Here is a 23,882-nt window from a genome sequence, read left to right on the forward strand (position 1 = left end):
CATGCCCTATCCCACCTATACCGTCGACGGTGTGGCGCTGGACGCCCCCGGATGGCGCCTGGCCCCGGGAACCCAGTTGCGCCCCCTGCCCGCGGCCCGGTCCGTCGAGGTATCCCTACCCGGAAGGGCGGGCGATCTGCCCGTGACCGGCCTGGACCTGGAGGCGTCCGTCCTCGGGCTGACCCTCCTGGTCAACTCTCGCGACGGACAGGGCCGGCAGGGCGGCTACCCGCAGCTGGAACGGAACCTGGAGGCGCTGACCGGCCTGTTCGGCGTCCGGCACAGGATGCTCGACCTGCGCTACCACGTCGACCGCCGGACCGTCCGCCAGGCTGACGCCGAGGTCGTGGCCTCGGCGGAGCCAGAGGTCACGGTGGCCGCCGGTACCGCTCGACTCACCGTCCTGGCCCGGGTGCCGGGTGTCTTCTGGCGTGATCCCGACCCCGTCAGCTGGCAGGGGCCGCTCACCGTCGACCCACCTGCGGAAGGGGCTCTCGTCACGTGGCTGGCGGGAGGCACCGCGCCCGTCACCGACGCCGTCGTGCGGCTGAGCGGGTCCATCGATCAGCCCACCGTCATGGACGTGGCGACCGGGGCGGGATTCGCCTGGTCCGGCTCGCTCACGCAGGACCAGACACTCGAGGTCGACTGCGCCGCGATGACGGCGCGGCGGGTCGGCCCGGGGGAGGAGAGCGGTACCGACGTCACCGGGCTCGTCCGGCAGTTCGGTTCGGGGTCGGCCTCCCGATGGCTGCATCTCACCCCGGCGGTCGCCAGGGGCAACCCCCATCAGCGCCACGTGCGCGTCCGTGCGAGCGCCGTCTCCGCGGGCGAGACCAGTCAGATCCGGATCACAGCGAGGAGGGCCTTCCTGTGAGTGAACTCGACATCCGACTCGTGGCCCTGGAACCGAACGGGGCCGAACTCGGACCACTGCCGCATCCACTCAGCGTCGAGTTGGGCCAGCCGTACAACGACCTGCCGGCTCTGCGGATCAGCTACGCGGCGCACGCACCCGGTGCCGAGTACCTGGAGGTGCCCTGCGAGGTGGCCGTCCAGATGTACGACCCCGACACCGGTCAGTGGATGGAGCGTCCTGACTCGCGGTTCCTGAGGATCAAGTGCTCCGGTGACCTGACCGACCGCACCGGTACCCGTTCCTACGATCTTCCGGGGTACGGCTGGCAGTTGCGCAAGCTCCGGCTGTACCCCTCCACGGACCCTGCCGACACAGCCGATGGCAAGCGGCACTTCTCCGCCGCCACGGTCGGCACCGTTGTGCGCACCTGGACCAACGAAGGTCACGCGCGTGGAGCGCTTCCCGGCCTGTCGGTCGACTTCGACACCACCCACGACTCCGCTGGCCGGCCGTGGGACACCGTCCTCACCATCGAGTACAACGTCGGCACCGATCTTCTCGCCGTACTGGCGGGCCTCACCGAGCAGGGTGTGTGTGACTGGCGCTTCGAGGGACGCATGTTGCGCGTGTTCACTCCCGGTTCGGCTATGGCCGTGGACCGGGCCTCCGGCGAGGCCCCCGTCGACCTCCGCCTGGGCCGGGACGTCACCGAGGCGCCCGACGACGCCAGCCTGGAGGACGCCGTCTCCCACCTGTTCCTGGAGGGTGACGAGGGTTTCCGCTTGGAGGTCGCCAACCCCGGTGCCGTCGCTCCGTGGGGCCGTTGGGAGGAGTACGTCACGCAGAGCGGGGTCTCCGACGAGGGCACCGCCCGGCTCCTGGCCACCGCGGCCCTGGAACGCGGTGCCCGGGAGCGGATTCAGATCACGCGTGGCCTGGTGTTCACCGACGCCCGGTGGCTGCCCTGGCGGGACTACCGCCCGGGCGACCATCTCCTCGCGCCGGGGGCCGGAGGTGGCATGAAGAGTCTCCGGCTGCGCCAGATCACCCTCTCCCGGGATGACAGGGGGACGCTCACGGGGAACGTTGTCCTCAACGACCGCTTCGTGGAGGCCGAGATCCGTCGCGCCCGGCGGACCGCCGCCCTGACCGGTGGCAGCGCAGCCGACGGCGGTTCTGGGGCGCGCCCCGCTCCCGAGGGGCCGGACACACGCAGACCGGCCGCCCCGGTCGGTCTGATCGTGGACACCCGGGCCTACCTGGACGCGTCCGGCGCGGTACGGGGCCAGGCGACCCTGACCTGGACGCCCGTGGATGCTGCGGTGGACGGTACCGCGATGGACGTGGGCTCCTACGAGGTCTACGCCCGACTAAACACGGTCGGGGCGGTCTGGCGGCGGCTGACCTCCGTGGATCACCCCGACGCCTCGGTGCGGGTGTCCGACCTGCCGGTCGGGGAGGAACGGGAGTTCAAGGTCAGGGCTGTGGGAGGAGACAACGGGCTGGCCGGACCGTTCTGTACACCGGTCGCGGTGGTTGTCGCCGACGACGTCGACCCCCCTCCGATTCCTTCGGCACCGGCCCTGACCACGCGCCTCGGAGTCATGAATGTGGCGTGGGACGGACTCGGTGCGCTGGGCCAACCGATGCCTCGGGACTTCGAGCACGTGATCGTGCAGATGCGCGACGGGCAGACCTGGGCTGAGGAGTGGGACCAGGAGGGGGAACCTCGGCCACCGTGGCAACACGTCTACGGCGAAGAGGCGTTCGTGGTCGCCGACGGTCTGCTCGGCCGGGCCGGTACCGGGTACGCCACGCTCTACCGGGACGTCGGCGTCCTCGACCAGGAGTACACCGTGTGGGTGCACGCGCCCGAGAGCGGTGCGGCGGGCACGGTGCGTCTGTGGACCCGCTACGACTCCGACGATCCCGGCGGATACGTCCACGACTACGTCCCCGAAGTCGGATCGGGTGCGCACCTGGTCCGGATCCGGATCCGCCGGTGGCGGCTGGAGGTGTGGGTCGACGGACAGTCGGAGTCGTCGTACACCTTCACCCCGAACGGGGAGCGACTTGTGACCGGGATCGCGTTGTCCCTGCGTGATGAGGGCGACGTGCGGTTGGGGGCGGTACGCGGGCCCGAGGGCGGCGACTGGCGGCCCGTAGGACTGCTCGAGGGCGCCGACACGCTCGTGGTGCCCGGGCAGCCCTACCATGAGCCGCGACACTTCCGGCTGGTGACGGTGGACCGCAGCGGCAACCGGTCGGATCCCGGCGAGTCCGCGTGGACCGAGACCGAACCCCTGGTGGACACCGACGTGTACCCGGAGACCATCAAGGCCGGGCACATCGAGGCCAACGCGGTCACTGCGGACAAGATCGCCGCGGGCGCGGTCGAGGCGGGGCACATCAGCGCGGGCGCGATCACCAGCGGTCACATCAGTGCCGACGCCATCGACGGCCAGGTGATCACTGGTGCCACCGTGCGCTCATCCGCCTCCGGGGCCCGGACCGAGATGACGGCCTCGGGGCTCCGGGTCGTCGACGAGTCGGAGCAGGACCTGGTCCGACTCGGACACGGGATCGGTACGGGTATGTCGGTGCGTGACCCGAACACGGGGAACCTCGTACCCCTGGCCGCGCACATGTTCGGCATCCAGTCCGGGGAGCGCACGGGCGACTGGACGATCTCCTCCACGTATGACGAGTGGGTCTGGAAGCGCGACGCGACCATTGTGAACTTCACTCCGACGACGAGAAGGGTACTGGTTCTGCTGACCTACCAGTACAACATGGGCCAAGGCGCAGGTCGTCTCCAGGTCGACGTGGATTTTCGGTCGGGAGGGACCACAGAGTTCTCTCGCCCCACGAGCCTGGTCTACATGGAGGCGTACAACGTCCGACAACCCGTCACTGTTCAAGCGCTCGTACCGGTGACACCAGGCAGAACGTACTCCGTTCGGTTGTCGGCCCGTGCGACCAAACCCTGGTACCTCACTTCGCGAACCGTCACTCTGGTCCCGATGTGACTGAGGTCGAGACTCTGGCCCGGATGCGGTCTCGCTACGTGCGATCCAAACGCCAACGACCAGGGTGAGCGCTGTCCGGAGCGGTCACCCCACCCCGCCGAACGAGGGACCGGCCCGTCGCCGGTCCCTCGACCCTTCTCACCAACAGAAAGGGGGTACCGACGATGCCGGTACCCATGTCCAACCTTCCCGACGACTTCCCCCGTGTCCGTGTGCACGGCCGATGGGTGCTCCTCCACGGAGAGCAAGCCCAGGGGACCGTGACGTTCCGGCCCAGCGTGGAGTGGCTCATCTCCCCCGCGCACGATCTCATCGTCATGGGCACGGACGTGGTGGAGTCGATCGACTCCCAGGGGGAGATCGACCTCCTGCTCCCCGCCACCGACGACCCGCTCCTGGTGGGCACGCCCTTCCACTACGAGGTCCTGGTGGAGTTCCCCGGCCTGGATCCCTACCAGTTCGACCTGATCGTCCCCCACGACGCAGAGTCCGTGGACCTGTCGTCCGTGGTGCCGCCGGGGCCCGAGCACCCCGATCCGCCCGAGCCCTACGTCCTCAGCGTCAACGGAGTGACCGGCCACGTCTACGTGCCGGAGGGGCCGCCCGGTGAGACGGGCCCTCAGGGGCCCGAGGGCCCCGCAGGGCCCCAGGGCCCGGAAGGGCCGATCGGGCCCCAAGGGGAGCAGGGGCCGGAGGGGCCGGTCGGCCCGGGGCTCGCCATCCTGGGGACGCTCAGCGACGTCGCGGAACTGCCCGTCGACGCCCGGGTGGGCGACGCCTACCTCATCGGCGGCGACCTGTACGCGTGGAACGGCGAGACCTGGCAGGACTCGGGGCCGCTGCGGGGTGAGGACGGTCGTGAGATCGAGCTCCGGGCTGACACGGACGCCCTCCAGTGGCGGCTTGTAGGGGAGCCGACGTGGGTTGACCTGGTCGCGCTCGCGGACATCACGGGTCCGGCGGGAAGCACGGGCGCGGACGGTCCGGCGGGAACTCCGGGAGACAGCGTGTGGACCTGGTCCGCACCGCACGGCGGCCCCACGGTCTCGGGTGCGGCGCTGTTCCGCCACTACAACACCGGCCCGGCGAGAATCCTCAGCTCGCTCCACGCGAGCGTGGGCAGCTCCGGTGGCGCCGACATCGTCGTGGGGCTGGAACGGAACGGGACCCAGGTGGGAACCGCCACCATCCTCAGCGGAGACCACGCCTCCGCCGTCGAGCAGTTGGACATCCCAGTGGCGACCGGTGACCACCTCACCGTCCGGGTCCTCCAGGGGGACGCCGAGGCACGGTCCCTCACTGTTCAGACGCGGGTGGCGTGATGCCGACCCTGACGTACAACACCTGCGGCGGCGCCGCCGCCTACGCGCTCAACAGCGCGGACAGCGCATGGCACGGCGACCCCTGGGACGTGGTCGACGGGTTCGCCGCCTACGACGAGCGTCCGGACACCGGTTGGCCCGCGCTACGGCTCGGTTCGGCGGTGCCCTCCGCGGGCGGCGTCGGACTCTCCGTCGGGACCAGGAGTTCGCTGTCGGTCTCCGCGTACGTGTGGGTCCCCACCGGGGGAGCCATGACCCTGTACGTCGGTGGGACAGGGAGCGGGACCCCGGTCGTGGAGTGGACCGCGGACGCTCTGCGTCTGGGGGACGCTCGCACCTTGACAGGGGTGGAGAACACCGCGACCCGGGACCGGTTCGTCCGGATCGAGGCCTTGGCCGAGGCCGGGGCCGTGACCTACCGGATGAACCACGTCAACGTGGATCTGACGGCTCCCGATCTGGAGGCGTCGGGTACGTACTCGGGCGACCTGACCCTGGCCCGTCTGACGGTCCCCGAGGGGGACGCCGGCTGGGTCCACCAGTTCCGTGTGGGTGAGGCGACCTGGCTGGGCAGCGCGATCCTCAGCCGGGCGTCGGGAACGACCCCGGAGGTGCACGGCCTCCAACTCGACCTGCTGGATGCGGGGTACGAGCTCCCGACCTATGGAGCCGACGGCGAATACGGCCAGGAGACCGAGGACGCGGTGATCGCCTTCCAACGCGATCAGGGGCTGCTCGACGACGGGATGGTCGGACAGGAGACCCGGGCCCGGTTGGACGACGTGCTCAACCCCGTCCGCTACGGCACGACCGACGGCCACTCGGGATGGGGCCCGCCTCTCGGCGGGTAGGGAGGCGCTCCGGTTCCGGGATACCCCGGCGGTCAGGACACGGAGACCTTTGAGCGACGGTCCGCACCGCCAGCGCACACGAACACGAGAGACGAGAGACGAGAGACGAGAGGAAGAACGAGTTTGCCGAACATCATGAGTAGATCCCGGTGGCACGCCCGCGCACCGCGTTCCCGGGTTACCACGAGCTGGGCCGCACGCACCGGCTTCACCGTGCACTACAGTGCGGGGCCACCGACACAGACGCCCCGTCAGATTCAGGACTTCCACATGGATGGCCGGGGGTGGTCCGACGTCGGGTACAACTTCCTGGTCGACCGCTCCGGCCGGATCTTCGAGGGGCGCGGTTGGTCGGTCGTCGGCGCGCACGCGGCACCGCACAACACCTCCCACATCGGGGTGTGCTTCATCGGTCGTGACGGGGACGCCACCGATGAGGCTAAGGCCGCGATCCGATCCCTGTACGACGAGGCCGCCAGGCGTGCCGGGCGCGCGCTCGCAGGCACCCACCACGGCGGCCTGTCCGGCAACAGCACCTCGTGCCCGGGCTCCGACCTGCGCGCCTGGGTGCGCGCCGGGATGCCGGTCGACGTGCACGAGCCTTCCTCGCCCCGTCCGGAGGCCGGCACCGGGTCCGACCGCCTGGTCGAGGACGGGCAGCTTGGGCCGCTCACCCTGCGCGCCGTCCAGCGCGGTCTGGGCGTCGCGGTGGACGGGATCTGGGGGCGGATGACCGTTCGGGCCATGCAGCGCCGTACCGGTGCCGCGGCCGACGGCTACCTCGGCCCGAGGACCACGCGGGCGGTGCAGAGCCACGTCGGGGCGACGGTCGACGGTGTGTGGCCGGGTGTCCTCGGCTACGACGCTGCCGGGATCGTTCGGACGGATGTCTCCGCCGTGTCCGAGACGACCCGGTGCCTCCAGGTCGCCCTCAACGACGGCCGGTTCTGAGGACCGTTGTGGGACTCCGCGCGGAAACGGGGTGACACCGGTCACGTCCAAGAAAGAAAACCCCGGAAAAGGGTTGCGCAACCCTCTCCGAGTGGTGCACGCTATTTAACAGCGCCACAGGTGTGACCAAAGCCCGACAAACGTCGGGCTTTTGTTTTTCCGGGGTTCCTCATTCCGTTACGAGAAGAGAAGAACTCCGAGAGATGATCGTTCAGCCCTTTTCCGACGTCGAGGACCTGGTCGCCGACTATCTGCGCTCCAGGGTCCCCGACTTCCCCAGTCAGTGGTCCGGCACTCCCGTGGTGACCGAGTCCTATACGGACTGGTCACCCGGGAGCAATCCGAAGATCACGATCCGCTGTGAGGAGTCGACCGGGAACCACCCGATCACTCAGCTCACACTGGTGCGGGTTTCTGCCTGGGCCGACGACCGAGACGACGCCAAGGCGCTCGCGCACCTGGCGCACGCCGTCCTACTCGAGCACGAGGGGGATGCCGGCATCGTCTCGGTGCGCCAGTCCGAGGGTGTCGTCGCGGCCTTTGACCCCGCCTTTCCCGAACCCAGTGCCTCCTTCACCGTGCTGGTGACCCAGCGCTCCTCCTGACGGCTTCGGCCGTCCACTGTCGTGCCCTGTGGTGATGGACCACAGGGCGCTTGCAATACAACCGATATTCCTTTGAAGGGATGTTTCTGAGATGGGTAACACCAACAACGCCAATGTCTGGGCCTACGCGGATGTGTACATCGCTCCGGTGGAAGCGGTGGTTCCTGCGGCTGGTGAGCCGTTCGGTGTCGAGTGGGAGCAGGTGGGTCTGCTCGACGGTGAGGAGGGCTTCACCGAGACGATCGAAGCCGAGTCCGAGGATCTGTACGCCTGGGGCGGCGTGCTGGTGGCCTCCACGCACAACAACTTCAAGGTGACGCGGACGTTCATGCCGTTCGAGGACAACAAGGCGGTCTACGACCTGATGTTCCCCGGTCACTCGGTGACCTTCGACGGTAACGGCGGTTACGAGGGCGACATCCACGTTCCCGACCTGCAGGCCAAGTTCAAGATCGCGTTCGAGACCCGTACCGGTGACCTGATCAAGCGGACGGTCTCGGCGAACTACGCACAGGTGTCCGAGCGGGGCGAGTCGACCGAGAACGCGGCTGAACTGGCGCGGCGTGAGATCACCGTGGCGATCTTCCCGACCGATCCCGACGCTGACGGCAACGCGACCCTGTTCCACACCTACAAGGGTGCGCCCACGGCGGCCACCCCTTAACAGACAGGCCGGGCCGGAGTTCGCGTGGTTGCTCCGGCCCGGCCTCCTCCCCAGCCCCTCCTCTTGCACCGGGTGGGGAACCGCGCCGTCGTGCGCTCCGGCGCACGTATCCGTGCACACTCACGCGCGCCCCGAAGGGCGCGTACCGACAATGAAGGAAACAACCGCGATATGAACGACACGACCATCGCTTCAGCCGTCCGGTCGGAGGCCACTGGTGAGGACACACCGAAGAAACTGCTGCTGGACGGTGTCGAATACGAACTGCCGGCGAGTTCGGACCAGTGGCCGTTGGCGGCCCTGGAGGGATTCGAGGAGGGCAGGATCGTGGCCGCGCTGCGCAGCTTGCTCGGTCCTCGCCAGTGGGGGCGTCTGAAGGAGGGCGGGGCCACGCTCAGCGACCTGAACCGGCTGGCCGAGCAGATCGCCGAGGTGTACGGGTTCGAGTCCCCGGGGGAATAGGTCGCCTCCTCCGCCTGCTTCGGGAGTCATCCGGGGCGGTGGAGGCCGATCTGGCCCGGTACTACCGGATCGAGTTGGCCGATCTGTGGCGTGGTCGGTTGTCGCTGCGTCGCCTGGCGGTTCTGATACGGCATCTACCCGCGGACTCGTCGTCGATGGCGGCGCTGGGGGGCGATGGTTGGGCGCTATCGCACTATCTGCAGGCCGACCTGGTGCACGCGACCACCGGCCAGCCACATCCGGCTGACCCACGGGTCCGCCGGATCGAGGAGGAGAAGGCGGAGCGGCTCGCGCAGGCCAAGCGTCGGGCCGATGCGCGGCGCCGCCGGTTGACGCGTGCCGCCGAACCGAGAACCTGACCGGCTGGGGCGGGGTGCGCGACGCACCCCGCCCCCTTCGTGTTTTCGGGCCCACCGATGCCCGAGCACCGTGCCCCGTCAGAGGACGGGTGCGGGAGGAACGTGCAGGAGGAACGGCATTGACACAGGAACACACATGGGGATCGGAGGAGGGGACCACCAATCCCTTCTCGTCGGTGGTCACCGCGCGTGATGTCTACGACGCCACCCGGGAGACGCAGGCCGACGTGCGCAACGCAATCACCAGGCTGACCGCGCTGGAGCGGGAACACGCGGAGTTCCGGATCCGCCTCGACGCACTGGAGAGATGGCGGTACGCGCTGCCGGTCACGGGAATAAGCGCGGCGCTGGCCGCGCTGGGGGCCGTACTCGCCGCCATCATGGGCTGAACGTGCCGGTGCCTCTCGTCGATCGGCACCGGCCGTTGTCCATTTGGCGGTCGAATTATCCGGTTCACGTTCATGTCTGTCAATGGGATGCATGGTTCACGTCGGACGGTGGCCGGATCTGGACAGTTGTGGTCCAGGGCTGGCGCGATCGGGAAGGTGCAGGTAGCGGCCGTCGTAATCGTTATTCCGAGTAGGTCGTCGATACGTGAACGGTAAGAAGGTCTCCGCTTCCCTTGCGAACTGTCACCGTTGAGTGGTCATCTATGGGGGTTTGGTTCGTAGCGTGAAACGGGGTAGACCGTCTGATGGCAGCAGGACCTGGGGTGTCCGAACAGACCGAGATGAGGATCTGTGCATGTACCCTCGAGCAGCTGTCATGCCCAGTCGCCGTGGTGAGCGTGGGAAACCGGCTCGTCGTGTTCGTGCGAGAGGACCTGCCCGTCGAGGACGTCCTCGCCGATGCGGCGTTGGTCCTGTCCCCGTCCGAGCAGGCCGTACTCCTGAGCTGGTTGGAGGCGCGGTGGTGATCACGCCACCGGTCGCACGCCGTCCAGGTACACGTCGATGACCTCGCCGAGACTGTACAGCGGCCGCCCTGCGGAGCCGGTGCCGCGGGGGCTGAGGCGTCCTCTCCGGGCGTATCCGCGCACGGCCGCCGCGGTCACTTCGTGGCCGAGGGTGTTCAGCGCGCGTGCAGCGTCGGCCGCGGTGACGAGGTGCTCTTCCGCAGCGAGCAGAAGGCGTCTGCGCCCGTCGCGTACGGACAGCGGGGCGTCGCACTCGTGGCACCGGGCGTGTGTGGCTCCGGCGTGTGCGTAGCAGGGTGTGCCGCACCTCTCGCACAGGCCCGCGATGACCCGCTCCGCCGGTAGGTCGACCGCGCGCTGGGCCTCCGCCACGGCCGCGGTGACCTCGTCGACGCACTCCGGGCCGAATTCGGAGCGCCGCAGCCACTCGGTGAAGCGCCGGAGCCAGGTGGCCATGGCCGAGGGGGTGTCGTCTGGGAGTCGGCCGCCGATCTCCTCGTGTAAGAGGCGGCACCATGTGGACAGGGTGTTGCGTAGGACGTCTGCCGCCTCGGCGGCCGCCGGATCGTAGGCCAGGGGCGTCTCCGTCGAACGACGGCCCATGTTGCCGGGGCCGGTGCGTCTTTGTCTGGCCAGAGTGAGGTCCAGATCCTCCAGGAGCCCCCCGTCACCGTCACCTACGACGGACCGTAGGGCGTTGGCGAGGCGTTGGGTGCAGCCCGCGCAGACGAGGGCGTCCTCGACCACGCTGTTGGTGCAGGAGGGGACGTCACAGGGGATGCTCATGTGCACTCCGATCCGGGGGGCGGATATCAATAAGCAAACTTAGCCAAAGTTAAGCAAACTTTCAAGCATCCTGCTTGTCTCTCCGGTGAGTGAAGTTTCCAGATGGAAGGATTTGTGCGGGCTTCTCTCTCTGCTTGCGGCTATCCAGAGTTAGGCAAGTTAAACAAACTTTGCGCTAGTTGTGCCTAATCTCGCCTATGGTGGTGGGATGCCGAAGGATGCTTCCCCGCCTACCGCTCTCCGCTACGACCTCCTCGACCGGGCCATGGATGCACGGCGCCTGGCCCTCGGTATGAGATGGCGCGACCTCGCCGACTGCACCGGTATGTCCGGGCAGGCCCTGCGCGACATTCGCCGAGGGCGGAGTGCCCCCCGCGACCTGACCGTCCGGCAGTTGGAGGAGGCCCTCGGCTGGTCGCCCGGCTCCGTGCACTGTGTCCTGCGCGGCGGTGAACCAGAGGTGGCCGGGGACGGGCGGTCCCAGAGCAGCACCCAGGGCGATTTGACCTGGTGGTCGGAGGGGGACGCGGTCTGTTACGAGCTGACTCGCGACATCGGGGGGAACCCGTTTACCGCCCGCCTGGTCGTCCGAGACGGGCGTTCCCGGGACCAGGTCGAGAAGGAGTTGGCCAAGGTGGTGGAGATCGCCCGCATCCAGCTGGAGGCATGAGCTCGTGTGGGCATCCGACCGCGGACGGCACGGCGGAAGCGGGGGCGGCGGAACTGGTTCCGCCGCCCCCGCTCATCTTCGTCCGCCGTCGGTCCCGACGACGGCGTCCTTCGTCAGCGGGTGGTCACGGCCGATCCTCCCCTCGTGCGTGCCGGTGTTCGACACTTCCCTCGATCCGGCGCTGCACGTAGGCCGCCACGGCGGTCAGGACGGTCGTGGCCACGGCGGTACCGAGCACGGCCGGGTCGACGGGTTCTCCGGGGACGACTGTCGCGGCCACCGCGCCGGCCGCTGCGACCAGCGCGGTCGCCAGCACGCCCTGGGCGAGTGTGCGCAGGCAGCGGTTCCGGGCATCCTCACGGGTTCCGATGGTGGGCATGGCAGGATCCTCTCGTTGGTGAACGGTGCCGTTGGGGCATAAGGGAAGGCGTGCCGTCGGCACGCCTGGTGAAGCCCGGATCCGGGCATGAAAAAAGCCACCGGGTTCCGGTGGCCGAGGTCGCGGTCCAGATCTGGCGACGCAACAGGAACCTAGCGTGCGCGTCGCCGGAGCACAAGACTCCGGCGACACACGGGTTTGTCAGCCGACCCTCACGAAGAGGGTGAGGCCTCCTCCGCGACGACGGAACGCTCGGCGGCCGCCCGGGTACGGCTGTCGGGCAGGAACACCCCCAGGGCCCAGTGGACGAGCAGCGCTGACGCGAACCCGACGACCCAGCCGTAGTCGGACAGCGGCGCCAGGAACGGGATCAGACCGTCCTCGGGGAAGGGGCCCTCACCGGGGGCCGAGTGGGAGCCCCCGACCGCCAGTACCGCGCCCACGGCGAAGGCCGTCAGCGCCCGCCAGTTCCAGCCGCCCGTGTACCAGTACTCCGAGCCGTGCGTGTACAGCCCGGTCAGGTCCATGCGGGTCCGGCGCAGCAGCCAGTAGTCGGCGACCAGGATGCCGCCCACGGTGCCGAGCACGCCGCCGACCGTGCCGAGCCAGGTGAAGATGTACACGTTCGGGTCGGAGATCAGCCGCCAGGGGAAGATCGCGACGCTGACCACGCACGTGATCACGGCGCCGGTCCGGAAGCTGATCAGCTTCGGCCTCAGGTTGGCCAGGTCGTAGGCCGGGCCGACCAGGTTCGCGGCGATGTTGGTCGACACGGTCGCCAGCAGCACCACGAAGATCGCGAACAGCAGCGCGATCCCGTTCGACATCTCCGCGACGATGTCCACCGGGTCCCACAGGGGAGCCCCGTAGACCGCCTGCGTGCCCGCCGTGACCATCACGGCCAGCAGTGCGAACGCCGCCATCGTGGTGGGCAGGCCGAACGTCTGCCCCAGCACCTGGGACCGCTGGGAGGACGAGAACCGCGTGAAGTCGCTGATGTTGAGGCTCAGCGTCGCCCAGAACCCGATCATCGCCATCAGGGAGGGGAAGAACAGCGCCCAGAACTCCGGGCCCCAGCCGAGGTCGGAGTTGACCGCCAGCAGCGGGCCGAAGCCGCCCGCCTGGACGACCATCCACCCCAGCAGCGCGACACCGCCGACCAGCATGAGCGGGGCCGCCCACACCTGGACCCTGCGCACGCCCTCCATGCCCCACAGGATGATCCCGAGCTGGGCCACCCAGAACAGGCCGAAGGACAGCCACATCGTCCACGGCTGCCCCCCGACCTCGGCCGCGCCGCTCCAGCCGTCACCGAACGCGCGGCCCGCGAGGATGTACACGCCCTGGCCGCCGATCCACGTCTGGATGCCGTACCACCCGCACGCCACGGCCCCGCGGATCAGGGCGGGCAGGTTGGCGCCGCGCAGCCCGAACGAGGCGCGGGCGAAGACGGGGAAGGGGACGCCGTACTTCGCCCCCGCGTGGCCGGTGAGGACCATGGGCACCAGCACGATGAGGTTGCCCAGGGCGATGGTCAGGACCGCCTGCCGCCAGTCCATCCCCACGGCGATCAGGCCGCTGGCGAGGGTCCAGGCGGGCAGGTTGACCGACATGCTCACCCACAGGGCGGTGAAGCTTCCGGTGCCCCAGGTGCGCCAGGACATCGGTACCGGGTGCAGGTCCTCGTTGACGTAGGGGCCGCGGGGCAGTTCCTGGCCCGCGGGCATGGACACGCGTCCGTCGGGGTGGGTGACGGCGGCGGGGACGCTGTTGGGTTCGGGGGAGGGAGGAGCGTGGGTCACGTGTGACACCTGGTTTCGGTGGTGCGGACGGGGGATGGTGGGGTGGACGGCGGACACGGGCACGGCGCCGGACCCGCTCCGGTGGGCCGGTGGGGCCTGTCCGGATCCGTCCGGGCCGCCGGTCCTTGCGCACCCCGGGAGAGGGGATCGGGGTACGGCGGGTGCGGTGCGCCGGTGGGTGGCCCCACGGGCCGGTGCCCGCCGCGCCCCACCGGACGGTGGGATACGGCGAGCGCGGGACCGCGGGACCGCGGGACCGCGGTCCCGGGGCTCCCGAGTATCTCGGGTGCACCCGGAACCGTTCGGCCCGCACGTCGGACAGTGTGCGAGACGTGTGTTGACTCCGTGTTTCAGGACCGCTTCGGTGCCGCGGACACCGCCGGGACCACCTCACGGCCGTAGACGTCGATGACGCCGTCGACGTCGTCGTGCATCGCGTACACGGCGAACTGGTCCACGCCCGCCTCGCGCAGCCGCTCCAGCTTCGCCAGGTGCTCCTCCACCGGGCCGACCAGGCAGAACCGGTCCACGATGGCGTCCGGAACGAACTCGGTGTCCGGGTTGCCCGCCCGGCCGTGGTGGCTGTAGTCGTAGCCCTTCCGGGCACGGATGTAGTCGGTGAGCTCCTCCGGGACCGCCCCCGAGTGCTCGCCGTACCGCTCCACCAGGTCGGCGACGTGGTTGCCCACCATCCCGCCGAACCACCGGCACTGCTCGCGCCCGTGCGCCAGCCCCTCGTCCGAACCGTCCGTGACATAGGCGGGCGCCGCCACGCACACGGTCACCTCGCTCGGATCCCGACCGGCGTCCGCCGCCGCCGACCGCACCGCCTTGACCATCCACTCGGTCAGGTACGGGTCGGCCAGTTGCAGGATGAACCCGTCGGCCCGGCGCCCCACCAGGTCGAGCGCCCTGGGTCCGTAGGCGCCCATCCACACGGGCAGGGAGCCGTCCCTCACCCACGGGATATGCATCGACGCCCCGTCGACGTCCGCCTCCCGGCCCTCGGCCAGGTCCCTGATCGCCCCCATGGCCCTCTCCAGGCGGGCCAGGGTCGCGGGTTTGCGTCCCGCCACGCGCATCGCCGAGTCGCCGCGCCCGATCCCGCACACCGTCCGGTTGCCGAACATGTCGTTGAGCGTGGCGAAGAGCGAGGCGGTCACCTCCCAGGCCCGCGTGCTCGGGTTGGTCACCATCGGTCCGACGACCAGGTTCTCGGTGCGTTCCAGAATCCGGCTGTAGATGACGAACGGCTCCTGCCACAGCACCACCGAGTCGAAGGTCCATCCGTGGGTGAACCCGAGTCCGTCGGCGCGCGCCATCCGCTCCACCAGCAGGTCGGCGGGCGGGTCGGTCTGCAGGACGAGTCCGATGTCCATACTGTTTCTCCTCCTCAGACCAGGTACTGGCAGGTGGACCTGGGCACGTACCGACCGTGTCCGGCCTGACCCAGGTAGCTTCCGTCGTCGACCACGACACGCCCGCGGGACAGCACCGTCCTGGCCCTGCCGGTGACGCGCCTGCCCTCGTAGGCCGAGTAGTCCACGTTCATGTGGTGGGTCTGGGCGGAGAGGACCTGTTCCGCGCGGGGGTCGTAGACCACGATGTCGGCGTCCGCGCCCGGCGCCACCGTGCCCTTCCTCGGGTGGAGGCCGAACATGCGGGCGGGGGTGGCGCAGGCGATCTCGATCCACCGCCGCCTGCTGATGTGCCCGTCCACGACGGCCTGGTGCAGCAGGTCCATCCGGTTCTCCACGCCGGGCATGCCGTTGGGGATCTTGGAGAAGTCGCCCACGCCCATGTCCTTCTGCCCGGTGAAGCAGAACGGGCAGTGGTCGGTGGAGACCACGGACAGGTCGTTGGTGCGCAGCGCCCGCCACAGGAGCTCCTGGTGCTCCCTGGGCCGCAGCGGTGTGGAGCACACGTACTTGGCGCCCTCGAACCCGGGCTCCGCCAGGTTGTCCGTGGACAGGAACAGGTACTGCGGGCAGGTCTCGCCGAACACGTTGAGCCCCTTGTCCCGGGCCCGCGCCAGCTCCTCGACCGCCTCGCCCGCCGACACGTGGACGACGTACAGCGGCGCCCCGGCCACGCGCGCGAGCTGGATCGCGCGGTGGGTCGCCTCCGACTCCAGCAGTGCCTTGCGGACCTCGCCGTGGTGGCGGGGGTCGGTCCGGCCCTCGGCCAGGGCCTGCTCGACCAGTACGTCGATGGCGATGCCGTTCTCGGCGTGCATCATCGTCAGCGCGCCGTTGGCCGCACCGCGCTGCATCGCGCGCAGGATCCGGCCGTCGTCGCTGTAGAAGACGCCCGGGTAGGCCATGAACAGTTTGAACGAGGTGACGCCCTCGTCGACGAGGACGTCCATCTCCTTGAGCGAGGACTCGTTGACGTCGGACAGGATGGCGTGGAAGGCGTAGTCGACCGCGCACCTCCCGTCGGCCTTGGCCATCCACGTGTCCACGCCGGAGCGGACGGACTGGCCGGGGCTCTGGATCGCGAAGTCGACGATGGTGGTGGTACCGCCCCAGGCCGCCGCGCGGGTGCCGGTCTCGAAGGTGTCGGCCGACCGGGTGCCGCCGAACGGCATCTCCATGTGGGTGTGGGCGTCCACGCCGCCCGGGATGACGTAGTGGCCGGTGGCGTCGATGACGTCGGCGTCGCCGCGCGCCCAGCTCTGGGCGGTCTCGGTGCCGCGCAGCGCGAGGGCGGCCACCCGTTCGCCCTCGACCAGGACGTCGGCCTCGACCTCCTCCGCCGCGGTGACGACCAGGCCGCCTCGGATGACGGTGCGTGCCATGCTCGTCTCCTATCCCTCGACCAGCGGTCCGTAGGCGTCCGGGCGCCGGTCCCGGTAGAACGCCCACTGCTGGCGGACCTCGTCGACCATGTCGAGGTCGAGGTCGCGCACGACCAGTTCGGCCTCGCTGTCGGAGGCGACGTCGCCGACGAACTGCCCGCGCGGGTCGACGAAGTAGCTCGTGCCGTAGAAGTCGTTGTCGCCGTACTCCTCGACGCCCACGCGGTTGATCGCGGCCACGAAGTAGGCGTTGGCGACGGCCGACGCGGGCTGTTCCAGCTTCCACAGGTAGGCGGACAGGCCCCGGCTGGTGGCCGAGGGGTTGTACACGATCTGGGCTCCGCCGAGCCCGAGCGCGCGCCACCCCTCCGGGAAGTGGCGGTCGTAGCAGATGTAGACGCCGACCCTGCCGACGGCGGTGTCGAAGACCGGCCAGCCGAGGTTGCCGGGGCGGAAGTAGTACTTCTCCCAGAAGCCCTTCACCTGGGGGATGTGGTGTTTGCGGTATTTGCCCAGGTAACTGCCGTCGGCGTCGATGACGGCGGCGGTGTTGTAGTAGAAGCCGGGTTTTTCCACCTCGAAGACCGGCAGCACCATCACCATGTTGAGTTCCCTGGCCAGGGCCCGGAAACGGGTGATCGTGGGGCCGTCGGGCACGGGTTCGGCCCAGCGGTGGTGTTCCGCCTCCTGCACCTGGCAGAAGTAGGGGGCGTTGAAGACCTCCTGGAACCCGATGATCCTCGCGCCCTGCGCGGCGGCGTCGCGCGCGTACTTCTCGTGGGCGGAGAGCATGGACTCGGTGTCGCCTGTCCACTCGGTCTGGACGAGTGCGGCACGGACGGTGTGCGGCATGGTTCCCTCGCTCCTCGCTGAGCGCCGCCCGGTCCGGGCGGCCAAGAACGCCTGAAGTGTCCGCGTATGGCCTGCTCGCACGGGTGGTGGGAGCAGGTGGTGCGCGTGCCGTCGCACCTTAGAGAAGAGAAGAATGGCGGGTCAACGTCCGACATTCCTGCGATCGTGATTCCAGCGTGTTGCGTATATTCGCCAACGTGACAGACGGGAATCAATGTCCGTTATCGGAGGAGGGTAATTAGGAGGAAGAGCCAGGTTTGGCGCTTCTGGTGTCGAGAATTTCAGAGGTCCCTACAGGCCCGGTATGCACCTCGCGGGCCCGGTGCCCCCGACGCGCGGTCACCTCCCGTCACGCAGCGCCCGAACGGTGCGTGCCCTCCTCCGCCCGGGGCGTGCGGAGCCCGGGACACGCGGAGGGCCGCCGGGGTCCCGGCGGCCCTGCCCGGTTCGTGCGTCCGGGCTCGTCCGTTCGTCGGCGGATCCGCTCCGGATCAGTCGACCAGGGAGACGTAGGTCTCGTTGCCCCCGTAGGTCTGGGTGCTCAGGCCCATGTAGGTGATCTCGTCGGCGTCGGGTACGTCGAAGGCGATCGTCACGCTGGAGACCGCACCGTTCGGGTCCAGGACCTCGTAGATGTTGTTGTCGTTGATCTCCTGGGTGACGTCGTAGGCCTCCTCGTGTTCGGTGCCGTCCGCCTCGTACACGTGCTGCTCGTCCATCCAGAACCAGCTGCTGCCCGTCCCGGAGGTGTCGGCCACGTCGATCTCGACCACGAGGAACTCGCCGGACGCCCCGGTGCCGTTCAGTTCGTCGACGACGTCGACGCTGGTGACGGTGAAGGACATGCCGTCGTACTCGAACTCGCTGCCGACCGCCTCCATGTCGGCGGGGTCGGCTCCGGGGCCGACCGGCTCCTCGGGGTCGGCCGGCTCCTCGGGGTCGGCGGGCTCCTCGGGGTCCTCAGCCGACGGGTCGCTGTTCTCGGACTCGTTGCCGGGATCGCCGGCCTCGATCCTCTGCGGGTCGGCGCCGTTGGAGACGACCGAGATCAGGACCACCACGACGACACCGATGACGAACAGGGCGGCGAAGCCCAGGCCGAGGAAGAGCCACGGGGAGGTCTTCTTCTTCTGCGGCGGCTGCTGGCCGTACGGGTTGCCGTAGGGGTCGAACTGCGGGGCCGCGTAGGGGTCGCCCTGGGGAGGGGCGCCGTAGGGGTTGGCGCCCTGCTGGGCGTACGGGTCACCCGGCTGCCCGTAGGGGGACCCGCCCTGGTTGTAGGGGTCCCCGCCATGGCCGTAGGGGTCGTTGCCGTACGGGTCGCCGGGGCCGCCCGGGGGCGGCGGTCCCATGGGCGGCGGGCCCATGGGGGGCTGACCACCGGTGGGCGGTCCCATGGGCGGTTGGCCGCCGGTGGGCGGGCCCATCGGCGGTTGGCCGCCGGTGTGCGGCCCCTGCGGGGGCATACCGGGTGGAGGGCCCTGGTAGGGGCCGTTCGGAGGAGGTTGGCTCATGGCGGTCCTGGCTTTCTGCCGTGAGCGGGGCGAGGACCCGAGCCCGGGGGTGCTTCCTGACTGCGGGTTCGGGTCGAGGCGTCGGCCGGGGACGCCCGCGATCAGCGGCTGCTCGTTCTCTGTCGGGTCAGACGCCGACGGGAGCGGATCGGTTCCCGTGACGTGCCTACTGTGGGGTTCATGGCACGACTGCTCATCGTTCACCACACCGTCTCACCCGCCACCCAGGAGATGCTGGCGGCGGTGCTCGACGGTGCCCACACCGACGATATCGAAGGAGTGGAGGTGCGGACGAGGTCGGCTCTGTCCGCGACCGTCCCCGACCTGCTGGGAGCCGACGCGGTCATTCTCGGGACCCCCGCCAACATCGGATACATGTCGGGCGCCCTGAAGTACTTCTTCGACAACGTCTACTACCCCGCTCAGGGGGACACGGAGGGGCTGCCCTACGCGCTGTACGTCCATGGTGACAACGACACCTCGGGGGCGGTGCGCGCGGTCGAGTCGATCGCGAAGGGTATGCGCTGGCGGCGGCAGCGTCCCCCGCTGTCGGCGACGGGCCGACCGGACGCCGGGGTCCGGGAGGCGTGCTGGGAGCTGGGGGCGGTGATGGCGCTCGCCGCGCTGGGAGAGACCTGAGCCTGAGGAGGACGGCCATCGCGGCTGGTTCCCAGATTCCGGACGGCCTCCGCCACTCTCAATCTATAGCTCACCCGGGGGCTTGCGGCAAGACCCGGGTCATGCCCCAGAATCGTCGACCGTCGCCGGACCGCGAGGCCTGTCCGGTCGACATCCGTACGGTGTGAGCGGGGGTTCCATGGTTGACGTGATCGTGGTCGGAGGCGGACCGACCGGCCTGATGCTGGCGGCCGAGCTGCGGCTGCACGGGGTGCGCGTGGTCGTACTGGAGAGGGACGCGGAGCCGACCGGAGTCGTCCGCGCGCTCGGCCTGCACGTGCGCAGCATCGAGGTGATGGACCAGCGCGGTCTGCTGGAGCGGTTCCTCGAACACGGGCGGAAGTTCACGGTCGGCGGTTTCTTCGCCGGTCTCGGCACGTCCTGGCCCGACCGGCTGGACACCGCCCACTCCTACGTCCTCGGTATCCAGCAGCCCGTCGTCGACCGCCTGCTGGAGGAGCGGGCCACGGAGCTCGGTGCCCAGATCCGCCGCGGACGCGCGCTGGTCGGGTTGGGCCAGGACGACCACGGGGTGAGCGCCGAACTGGCCGACGGCACGCGGCTGCGCTCGCGCTACCTCGTCGGCTGCGACGGCGGGCGCAGCACGGTGCGCAAGCTGCTCGGCGTCGGCTTCCCCGGCGAGCCCACCAGGGTCGAGACGCTGCTGGGCGAGATGGAGGTGGACGCCCCGCCGGAGACGGTCGCCGCCACGGTGGCCGAGGTCCGCAGGACCCAGAAGCGGTTCGGCGTCGGTCCCCTCGGGGGCGGGACGCACCGCGTCGTCGTGCCCGCGGAGGGGGTGGCCCAGGACCGTTCGGTCCCGCCGACCCTGGAGGAGTTCAGGCGGCGTCTGCGCGCGGTCGCGGGCACCGACTTCGGCGTGCACTCACCGCGTTGGCTGTCCCGCTTCGGCGACGCCACCCGGCAGGCCGAGCGGTACCGGGTCGGCCGGGTGCTGCTCGCGGGCGACGCGGCGCACATCCATCCGCCGACCGGTGGCCAGGGGCTCAACCTCGGGATCCAGGACGCGTTCAACCTCGGCTGGAAACTGGCCGCCGAGGTCGGCGGCTGGGCCCCGGAGGGGCTCCTGGACAGCTACCACGCCGAACGGCATCCGGTGGCCGCCGACGTGCTGGACAACACCCGCGCGCAGATGGAGCTGATGTCCACCGAGCCGGGCCCCCGGTCGGTGCGGCGGCTGATGTCGGAGCTGGTGGACCTGGAGGAGGTGAACCGCTACCTGATCGAGAAGATCACCGCGATCGCGGTCAGGTACGACTTCGGCGAGGGGCACGACCTGCTCGGTCGGCGGATGCGTGACATCGGACTGGAACGGGGCCGCCTCTACGAGCTGACACGCGGCGGGCGCGGGTTGCTGCTCGACCGGACCGGACGGCTCTCGGTGGCGGGCTGGGCGGACCGGGTCGACCACGTCGTGGACGGGGGCGGGGAACCGGACGCTCCCGCGGTGCTGCTGCGTCCGGACGGGCACGTGGCGTGGGTGGGTGGGGACCAGGCGGATCTGACCGGTCACCTGCCGACCTGGTTCGGCGCCGCCGCCGGATGAGTTCGGTCGCGGCCCCGCCCGGAGCAGGACGGTTCTCTCCGGGCGGGGCCGCCCCCCGGGGGGTCAGCCCGCGACGGCGGACTGGTGGCGGGCGATCTGGGCGTGGAGCTGGGCGAGCGCGTAGGAGGTGACGGTGTCGCCGCTGGTGGCCTTCGAGCCCATCTGCCTGCGCACCCAGAGCAGGGCCTCGGAGGTCTCCCTCCCGTAGTCGCCGTCGACCCCGTACTCGGGCAGGCTGGCGCCCGCGTACTTGAGCATCTGCTGGAGCAGCGTGACCCGGCTGCCGCTGTCACCGACCTTGAGTCCGAGCATGTCGTCTCCTGATCCTGGAGGGGCCCCGGGGGGCCGGGTGAACGTGCCGTTCTCGACCAGGGAGTAGAGCACGCTTCCCGGGCACGAGGTGGATACGAAGTCGCGGTGGCCGAGCACCGTGCCGGACAGGCCGTGGTCGGAGGTCAGCCAGGCGCGCAGTCGGCGGACGCCGTCGATCTGCGCGTCGGTGGGCCGCTCTCCCTCACCGATCATCAGGGTGACGCTGTAGTAGTTCGCGTTCCCGGCGGTGGTGCCCTGGGCGGCCTGGTAGCGGTACAGCCCCCGGCCCTCGAAGATCCCGCCCCCGACCGAGACGCCGAAGCTGTACCCGATGTCGGCCCATCCGCGGCCGTTGACGTGGTGGTCGCGCGTGTCCTTCCAGTAGGAGACGCACGCGGAGTGGCTGTCGAGGTTGGTCGCCGGTCCGTTGTAGTGGACGACGAGGCCGGATCCGGGGTCGGCGTAGTCGGCGGGGGACGACGCGGACCAGCCGAAGTAGGTCCGCGGGTAGTCGATCACGGTGACCTCCTGCGGGTGGTGGGAGGGGGCTCGCCGGGGCGGCCCTCTACGCTGGATGACCCTGTGCTTACCGATTGTGTGCGCAATGCGCGGCGAAGGCCAGCCCTCGGAGGGAGGAATCTCTGCCGGTCTGACCCCCGCGACCTGCCCTGATGTCCGGATTGAATGGATCTGTCAGGGTGTGACCCCTCCGGCGCGGGTGAGTCGGCCGGACACCTCAGGTCCGGAGGGCGTGGGAGGGCATGGGCAGGACCACGGCCGCCACCGTGGTGAACAGCACGAGGACGCGGGCCGAGCGGTCCTGGGAGGCGGCGGGGACGATGAACTCCCGGCGCGCGTTCGGCACGGGGTCTCCGGTTGCGCCGGGCCGACGGGACCACCGGTTGCGGCGTCCCGGCACCGGCGCGGTTCCCGGGAGAACAGGGGTGTGCCCCCGCCCGGAGGTCGTGGGCGGGGGCACGCGGACCGTGGGACCGACGGGGTCAGAGCCGTTCCCAGGCCTCCGTGAGGACCTTGCGCAGGATGCGCTCCATCTCCTCGAAGTGCTCCGGGCCGCAGGTCAGCGGCGGCGAGAGCTGGACCACGGGCTCACCGCGGTCGTCGGCGCGGCAGACCAGACCGGCCTCGAACAGCGCCTGCGACAGGAAGCCCTTGAGCAGGCGGGCCGACTCCTCCGCGGTGAAGACCTCCTTGGTCTCCTTGTCCTTCACCAGCTCGATGCCGTAGAAGAACCCGTCGCCCCGCACGTCGCCGACGATCGGCAGGTCGAGCAGCTTCTCCAGCGTCGCGCGGAACACCGGGGCGTTCTCGCGGACGTTGTCGAGGATGCCCTCCTTCTCGAACAGGTCGATGTTGGCCAGCGCGGCGGCCGCGGCGACCGGGTGGCCGGCGAACGTGATGCCGTGCAGGAAGACGTTGCCCTCCTCCTTGAAGGGCTCCATCAGGCGCTCGCGGGCGATCACACCGCCCAGCGGCACGTAACCGCTGGTGGCGCCCTTGGCGAAGGTGATCATGTCCGGCACGTAGCCGTACTTGGTGGCGCCGAAGTACTCTCCGAGGCGGCCGAAGGCGCAGATGACCTCGTCGGAGACCATGAGCACGCCGTAGCGGTCGCAGATCTCGCGGACGCGCTGCAGGTACCCGGGCGGCGGCGGGAAGCAGCCGCCGGAGTTCTGCACCGGCTCCACGAAGACCGCGGCGATGGTGTCCGGGTCGTTCTGGAGGATCGCGTCCTCGATCTGGTCGGCGGCCCAGCGGCCGAAGGCCTCGGGGTCGTCGCCGTGGACCGGCGCGCGGTAGAAGTCGGTGTTGGGCACCTGGATGGTGCTCGGAACCAGCGGCTCGAACTGGGTCTTGATCCCCTGGAGGCCGGTGATGGACAGCGCGCCCAGGCTGCTGCCGTGGTAGGCGATCTTCCGGCTGATCACCTTGTGCCGGAGCGGCTCACCGATGGCCTTGAAGTACTGGCGGGCGAGCTTCCAGGCGGACTCGACGGCCTCGGAACCGCTGGTGGTGAAGAAGACGCGGTTCAGGTCGCCGGGGGCCAGGTGCGCGATCCGCTCGGCCAGCTCGGCGGCCTTGGGGTGGGCGTAGGTCCAGATGGGGAAGTACGCGAGCTCCTTCGCCTGCTCGGCGATGGCGTCGGCGATCTCGGTGCGGCCGTGCCCGGCCTGGGAGACGAACAGCCCCGCGAGGCCGTCCAGGTACTTCTTGCCGTTCGAGTCGTAGACGTGGACGCCCTCACCGCGGGTGATGACGGGGACGTCGGCGTCGTCGTAGGCGGCCATCTCCGTGAAGTGCATCCACAGATGGTCCTTGGCGGCCCGCTGAACGTCCTGCGGGCTCAGGCTCGCTGCCACTTGGTGCTCCCATGATCGCTGGGTAGGTGCGGGGACCGTGTGGAAGGTCGGTCGACCCGTGGGTCCCTGCATGGACCCGCTATAGAAATAGTGGCATGAAGACTGATCTTGTCAAGTATCCGTCGC

At 69.8% G+C, this 23,882-nt stretch carries 24 protein-coding genes; 14 read left to right on the forward strand and 10 right to left on the reverse strand.

From position 1 onward, the window contains the following. Position 1 precedes the first annotated feature (1 nt). The 11 genes from ACTVAJ_RS13330 to ACTVAJ_RS13380 all read left to right on the forward strand — a co-directional run bounded on the left by ACTVAJ_RS13330 (position 2) and on the right by ACTVAJ_RS13380 (position 10,018). Positions 2-877 (forward strand): hypothetical protein, encoded by an 876-nt coding sequence (locus ACTVAJ_RS13330; RefSeq protein ID WP_470388428.1) that lies wholly within the window; start codon positions 2-4, stop codon positions 875-877. Beyond that, the gene (locus tag ACTVAJ_RS13335; protein ID WP_470388429.1) at positions 874-3,888 is read left to right on the forward strand and encodes a hypothetical protein; all 3,015 of its coding nucleotides are present in this window, start codon (positions 874-876) and stop codon (positions 3,886-3,888) included. The genes ACTVAJ_RS13330 and ACTVAJ_RS13335 overlap by 4 nt, the downstream gene beginning before the upstream one ends. A 176-nt stretch (positions 3,889-4,064) precedes the next feature. Further along, entirely contained in the window at positions 4,065-5,210 is a 1,146-nt protein-coding gene (locus ACTVAJ_RS13340) for a hypothetical protein (protein ID WP_470388430.1), read from the forward strand. Then, positions 5,210-6,061: a peptidoglycan-binding domain-containing protein gene (locus ACTVAJ_RS13345; RefSeq protein WP_470388431.1), complete on the forward strand. Its 852-nt coding sequence runs from the start codon at positions 5,210-5,212 to the stop codon at positions 6,059-6,061. The genes ACTVAJ_RS13340 and ACTVAJ_RS13345 overlap by 1 nt, the downstream gene beginning before the upstream one ends. Positions 6,062-6,196: 135 nt before the next feature. Continuing rightward, positions 6,197-7,012, forward strand: coding sequence for a peptidoglycan-binding domain-containing protein (locus ACTVAJ_RS13350; RefSeq protein WP_470388432.1), 816 nt, complete (start codon positions 6,197-6,199; stop codon positions 7,010-7,012). 203 nt (positions 7,013-7,215) lie between these two features. Next, complete coding sequence (locus ACTVAJ_RS13355; protein ID WP_470388433.1) at positions 7,216-7,617, forward strand: hypothetical protein; 402 nt, start codon at positions 7,216-7,218, stop codon at positions 7,615-7,617. A gap of 91 nt (positions 7,618-7,708) precedes the next feature. Continuing rightward, positions 7,709-8,281, forward strand: a complete 573-nt coding sequence (locus tag ACTVAJ_RS13360) for a hypothetical protein (RefSeq protein WP_470388434.1) — start codon at positions 7,709-7,711, stop codon at positions 8,279-8,281. A 171-nt stretch (positions 8,282-8,452) separates the two neighbouring features. Beyond that, complete coding sequence (locus ACTVAJ_RS13365) at positions 8,453-8,743, forward strand: hypothetical protein (protein ID WP_470388435.1); 291 nt, start codon at positions 8,453-8,455, stop codon at positions 8,741-8,743. A 38-nt stretch (positions 8,744-8,781) separates the two neighbouring features. Beyond that, a complete protein-coding gene (locus ACTVAJ_RS13370; protein WP_470388436.1) occupies positions 8,782-9,102 on the forward strand; it encodes a hypothetical protein in 321 nt (106 codons plus the stop codon). 119 nt (positions 9,103-9,221) lie between these two features. Next, the gene (locus ACTVAJ_RS13375; RefSeq protein WP_470388437.1) at positions 9,222-9,491 is read left to right on the forward strand and encodes a hypothetical protein; all 270 of its coding nucleotides are present in this window, start codon (positions 9,222-9,224) and stop codon (positions 9,489-9,491) included. 392 nt (positions 9,492-9,883) lie between these two features. Then, positions 9,884-10,018: a hypothetical protein gene (locus ACTVAJ_RS13380; RefSeq protein WP_470388438.1), complete on the forward strand. Its 135-nt coding sequence runs from the start codon at positions 9,884-9,886 to the stop codon at positions 10,016-10,018. Here ACTVAJ_RS13380 and ACTVAJ_RS13385 read toward each other — a convergent pair whose 3' ends face one another. Further along, entirely contained in the window at positions 10,019-10,804 is a 786-nt protein-coding gene (locus tag ACTVAJ_RS13385) for a hypothetical protein (protein WP_470388439.1), read from the reverse strand. Between the two features lie 208 nt (positions 10,805-11,012). Between ACTVAJ_RS13385 and ACTVAJ_RS13390 the strand changes: the two genes are divergently transcribed. Further along, positions 11,013-11,474, forward strand: coding sequence for a helix-turn-helix domain-containing protein (locus ACTVAJ_RS13390; protein ID WP_470388440.1), 462 nt, complete (start codon positions 11,013-11,015; stop codon positions 11,472-11,474). Between the two features lie 124 nt (positions 11,475-11,598). Here ACTVAJ_RS13390 and ACTVAJ_RS13395 read toward each other — a convergent pair whose 3' ends face one another. The 6 genes from ACTVAJ_RS13395 to ACTVAJ_RS13420 form a co-directional block, all read right to left on the reverse strand. Then, entirely contained in the window at positions 11,599-11,853 is a 255-nt protein-coding gene (locus ACTVAJ_RS13395) for a hypothetical protein (protein WP_470388441.1), read from the reverse strand. A gap of 212 nt (positions 11,854-12,065) precedes the next feature. Next, positions 12,066-13,655 (reverse strand): NCS1 family nucleobase:cation symporter-1, encoded by a 1,590-nt coding sequence (locus ACTVAJ_RS13400; RefSeq protein WP_470388442.1) that lies wholly within the window; start codon positions 13,653-13,655, stop codon positions 12,066-12,068. A 350-nt stretch (positions 13,656-14,005) separates the two neighbouring features. Then, positions 14,006-15,034: a TIGR03842 family LLM class F420-dependent oxidoreductase gene (locus tag ACTVAJ_RS13405; protein WP_470388443.1), complete on the reverse strand. Its 1,029-nt coding sequence runs from the start codon at positions 15,032-15,034 to the stop codon at positions 14,006-14,008. 14 nt (positions 15,035-15,048) lie between these two features. Beyond that, the gene (gene hydA, locus ACTVAJ_RS13410; protein WP_470388444.1) at positions 15,049-16,455 is read right to left on the reverse strand and encodes a dihydropyrimidinase; all 1,407 of its coding nucleotides are present in this window, start codon (positions 16,453-16,455) and stop codon (positions 15,049-15,051) included. A gap of 9 nt (positions 16,456-16,464) precedes the next feature. After that, on the reverse strand, positions 16,465-17,307 hold the full coding sequence (locus ACTVAJ_RS13415) for a nitrilase-related carbon-nitrogen hydrolase (protein WP_470388445.1): 843 nt from the start codon (positions 17,305-17,307) through the stop codon (positions 16,465-16,467). Between the two features lie 491 nt (positions 17,308-17,798). Next, positions 17,799-18,821, reverse strand: a complete 1,023-nt coding sequence (locus ACTVAJ_RS13420) for a hypothetical protein (protein WP_470388446.1) — start codon at positions 18,819-18,821, stop codon at positions 17,799-17,801. A 180-nt stretch (positions 18,822-19,001) separates the two neighbouring features. Between ACTVAJ_RS13420 and ACTVAJ_RS13425 the strand changes: the two genes are divergently transcribed. Then, positions 19,002-19,460: a flavodoxin family protein gene (locus ACTVAJ_RS13425; RefSeq protein WP_470388447.1), complete on the forward strand. Its 459-nt coding sequence runs from the start codon at positions 19,002-19,004 to the stop codon at positions 19,458-19,460. A 178-nt stretch (positions 19,461-19,638) separates the two neighbouring features. After that, complete coding sequence (gene rox / locus ACTVAJ_RS13430) at positions 19,639-21,066, forward strand: rifampin monooxygenase (RefSeq protein WP_470388448.1); 1,428 nt, start codon at positions 19,639-19,641, stop codon at positions 21,064-21,066. A gap of 63 nt (positions 21,067-21,129) precedes the next feature. Here the strand turns inward: rox and ACTVAJ_RS13435 are convergent, their stop codons facing one another. The 3 genes from ACTVAJ_RS13435 to ACTVAJ_RS13445 form a co-directional block, all read right to left on the reverse strand. Then, positions 21,130-21,897, reverse strand: a complete 768-nt coding sequence (locus ACTVAJ_RS13435) for a peptidoglycan recognition protein family protein (protein ID WP_470388449.1) — start codon at positions 21,895-21,897, stop codon at positions 21,130-21,132. Between the two features lie 217 nt (positions 21,898-22,114). Beyond that, the gene (locus ACTVAJ_RS13440) at positions 22,115-22,243 is read right to left on the reverse strand and encodes a hypothetical protein (RefSeq protein WP_470388450.1); all 129 of its coding nucleotides are present in this window, start codon (positions 22,241-22,243) and stop codon (positions 22,115-22,117) included. A gap of 136 nt (positions 22,244-22,379) precedes the next feature. Then, a complete protein-coding gene (locus ACTVAJ_RS13445) occupies positions 22,380-23,756 on the reverse strand; it encodes an aspartate aminotransferase family protein (RefSeq protein ID WP_470388451.1) in 1,377 nt (458 codons plus the stop codon). Positions 23,757-23,882: the final 126 nt, after the last annotated feature.

The sequence above is a fragment of the Nocardiopsis sp. KDC1DS13DA1 genome, from assembly GCF_055632325.1.

What these genes read in the sequence shown, in the direction of transcription:
- ACTVAJ_RS13330 (WP_470388428.1), top strand. Translation starts at nt 2, where the DNA reads ATGCCCTATCCCACCTATACCGTCGACGGTGTGGCGCTGGACGCCCCC.
- ACTVAJ_RS13340 (WP_470388430.1), top strand. Translation starts at nt 4,065, where the DNA reads ATGTCCAACCTTCCCGACGACTTCCCCCGTGTCCGTGTGCACGGCCGA.
- ACTVAJ_RS13345 (WP_470388431.1), top strand. Translation starts at nt 5,210, where the DNA reads ATGCCGACCCTGACGTACAACACCTGCGGCGGCGCCGCCGCCTACGCG.
- ACTVAJ_RS13350 (WP_470388432.1), top strand. Translation starts at nt 6,197, where the DNA reads ATGAGTAGATCCCGGTGGCACGCCCGCGCACCGCGTTCCCGGGTTACC.
- ACTVAJ_RS13355 (WP_470388433.1), top strand. Translation starts at nt 7,216, where the DNA reads ATGATCGTTCAGCCCTTTTCCGACGTCGAGGACCTGGTCGCCGACTAT.
- ACTVAJ_RS13360 (WP_470388434.1), top strand. Translation starts at nt 7,709, where the DNA reads ATGGGTAACACCAACAACGCCAATGTCTGGGCCTACGCGGATGTGTAC.
- ACTVAJ_RS13365 (WP_470388435.1), top strand. Translation starts at nt 8,453, where the DNA reads ATGAACGACACGACCATCGCTTCAGCCGTCCGGTCGGAGGCCACTGGT.
- ACTVAJ_RS13385 (WP_470388439.1), bottom strand. Translation starts at nt 10,804, where the DNA reads ATGAGCATCCCCTGTGACGTCCCCTCCTGCACCAACAGCGTGGTCGAG.
- ACTVAJ_RS13390 (WP_470388440.1), top strand. Translation starts at nt 11,013, where the DNA reads ATGCCGAAGGATGCTTCCCCGCCTACCGCTCTCCGCTACGACCTCCTC.
- ACTVAJ_RS13395 (WP_470388441.1), bottom strand. Translation starts at nt 11,853, where the DNA reads ATGCCCACCATCGGAACCCGTGAGGATGCCCGGAACCGCTGCCTGCGC.
- ACTVAJ_RS13405 (WP_470388443.1), bottom strand. Translation starts at nt 15,034, where the DNA reads ATGGACATCGGACTCGTCCTGCAGACCGACCCGCCCGCCGACCTGCTG.
- hydA (WP_470388444.1), bottom strand. Translation starts at nt 16,455, where the DNA reads ATGGCACGCACCGTCATCCGAGGCGGCCTGGTCGTCACCGCGGCGGAG.
- ACTVAJ_RS13415 (WP_470388445.1), bottom strand. Translation starts at nt 17,307, where the DNA reads ATGCCGCACACCGTCCGTGCCGCACTCGTCCAGACCGAGTGGACAGGC.
- ACTVAJ_RS13420 (WP_470388446.1), bottom strand. Translation starts at nt 18,821, where the DNA reads ATGAGCCAACCTCCTCCGAACGGCCCCTACCAGGGCCCTCCACCCGGT.
- ACTVAJ_RS13425 (WP_470388447.1), top strand. Translation starts at nt 19,002, where the DNA reads ATGGCACGACTGCTCATCGTTCACCACACCGTCTCACCCGCCACCCAG.
- rox (WP_470388448.1), top strand. Translation starts at nt 19,639, where the DNA reads ATGGTTGACGTGATCGTGGTCGGAGGCGGACCGACCGGCCTGATGCTG.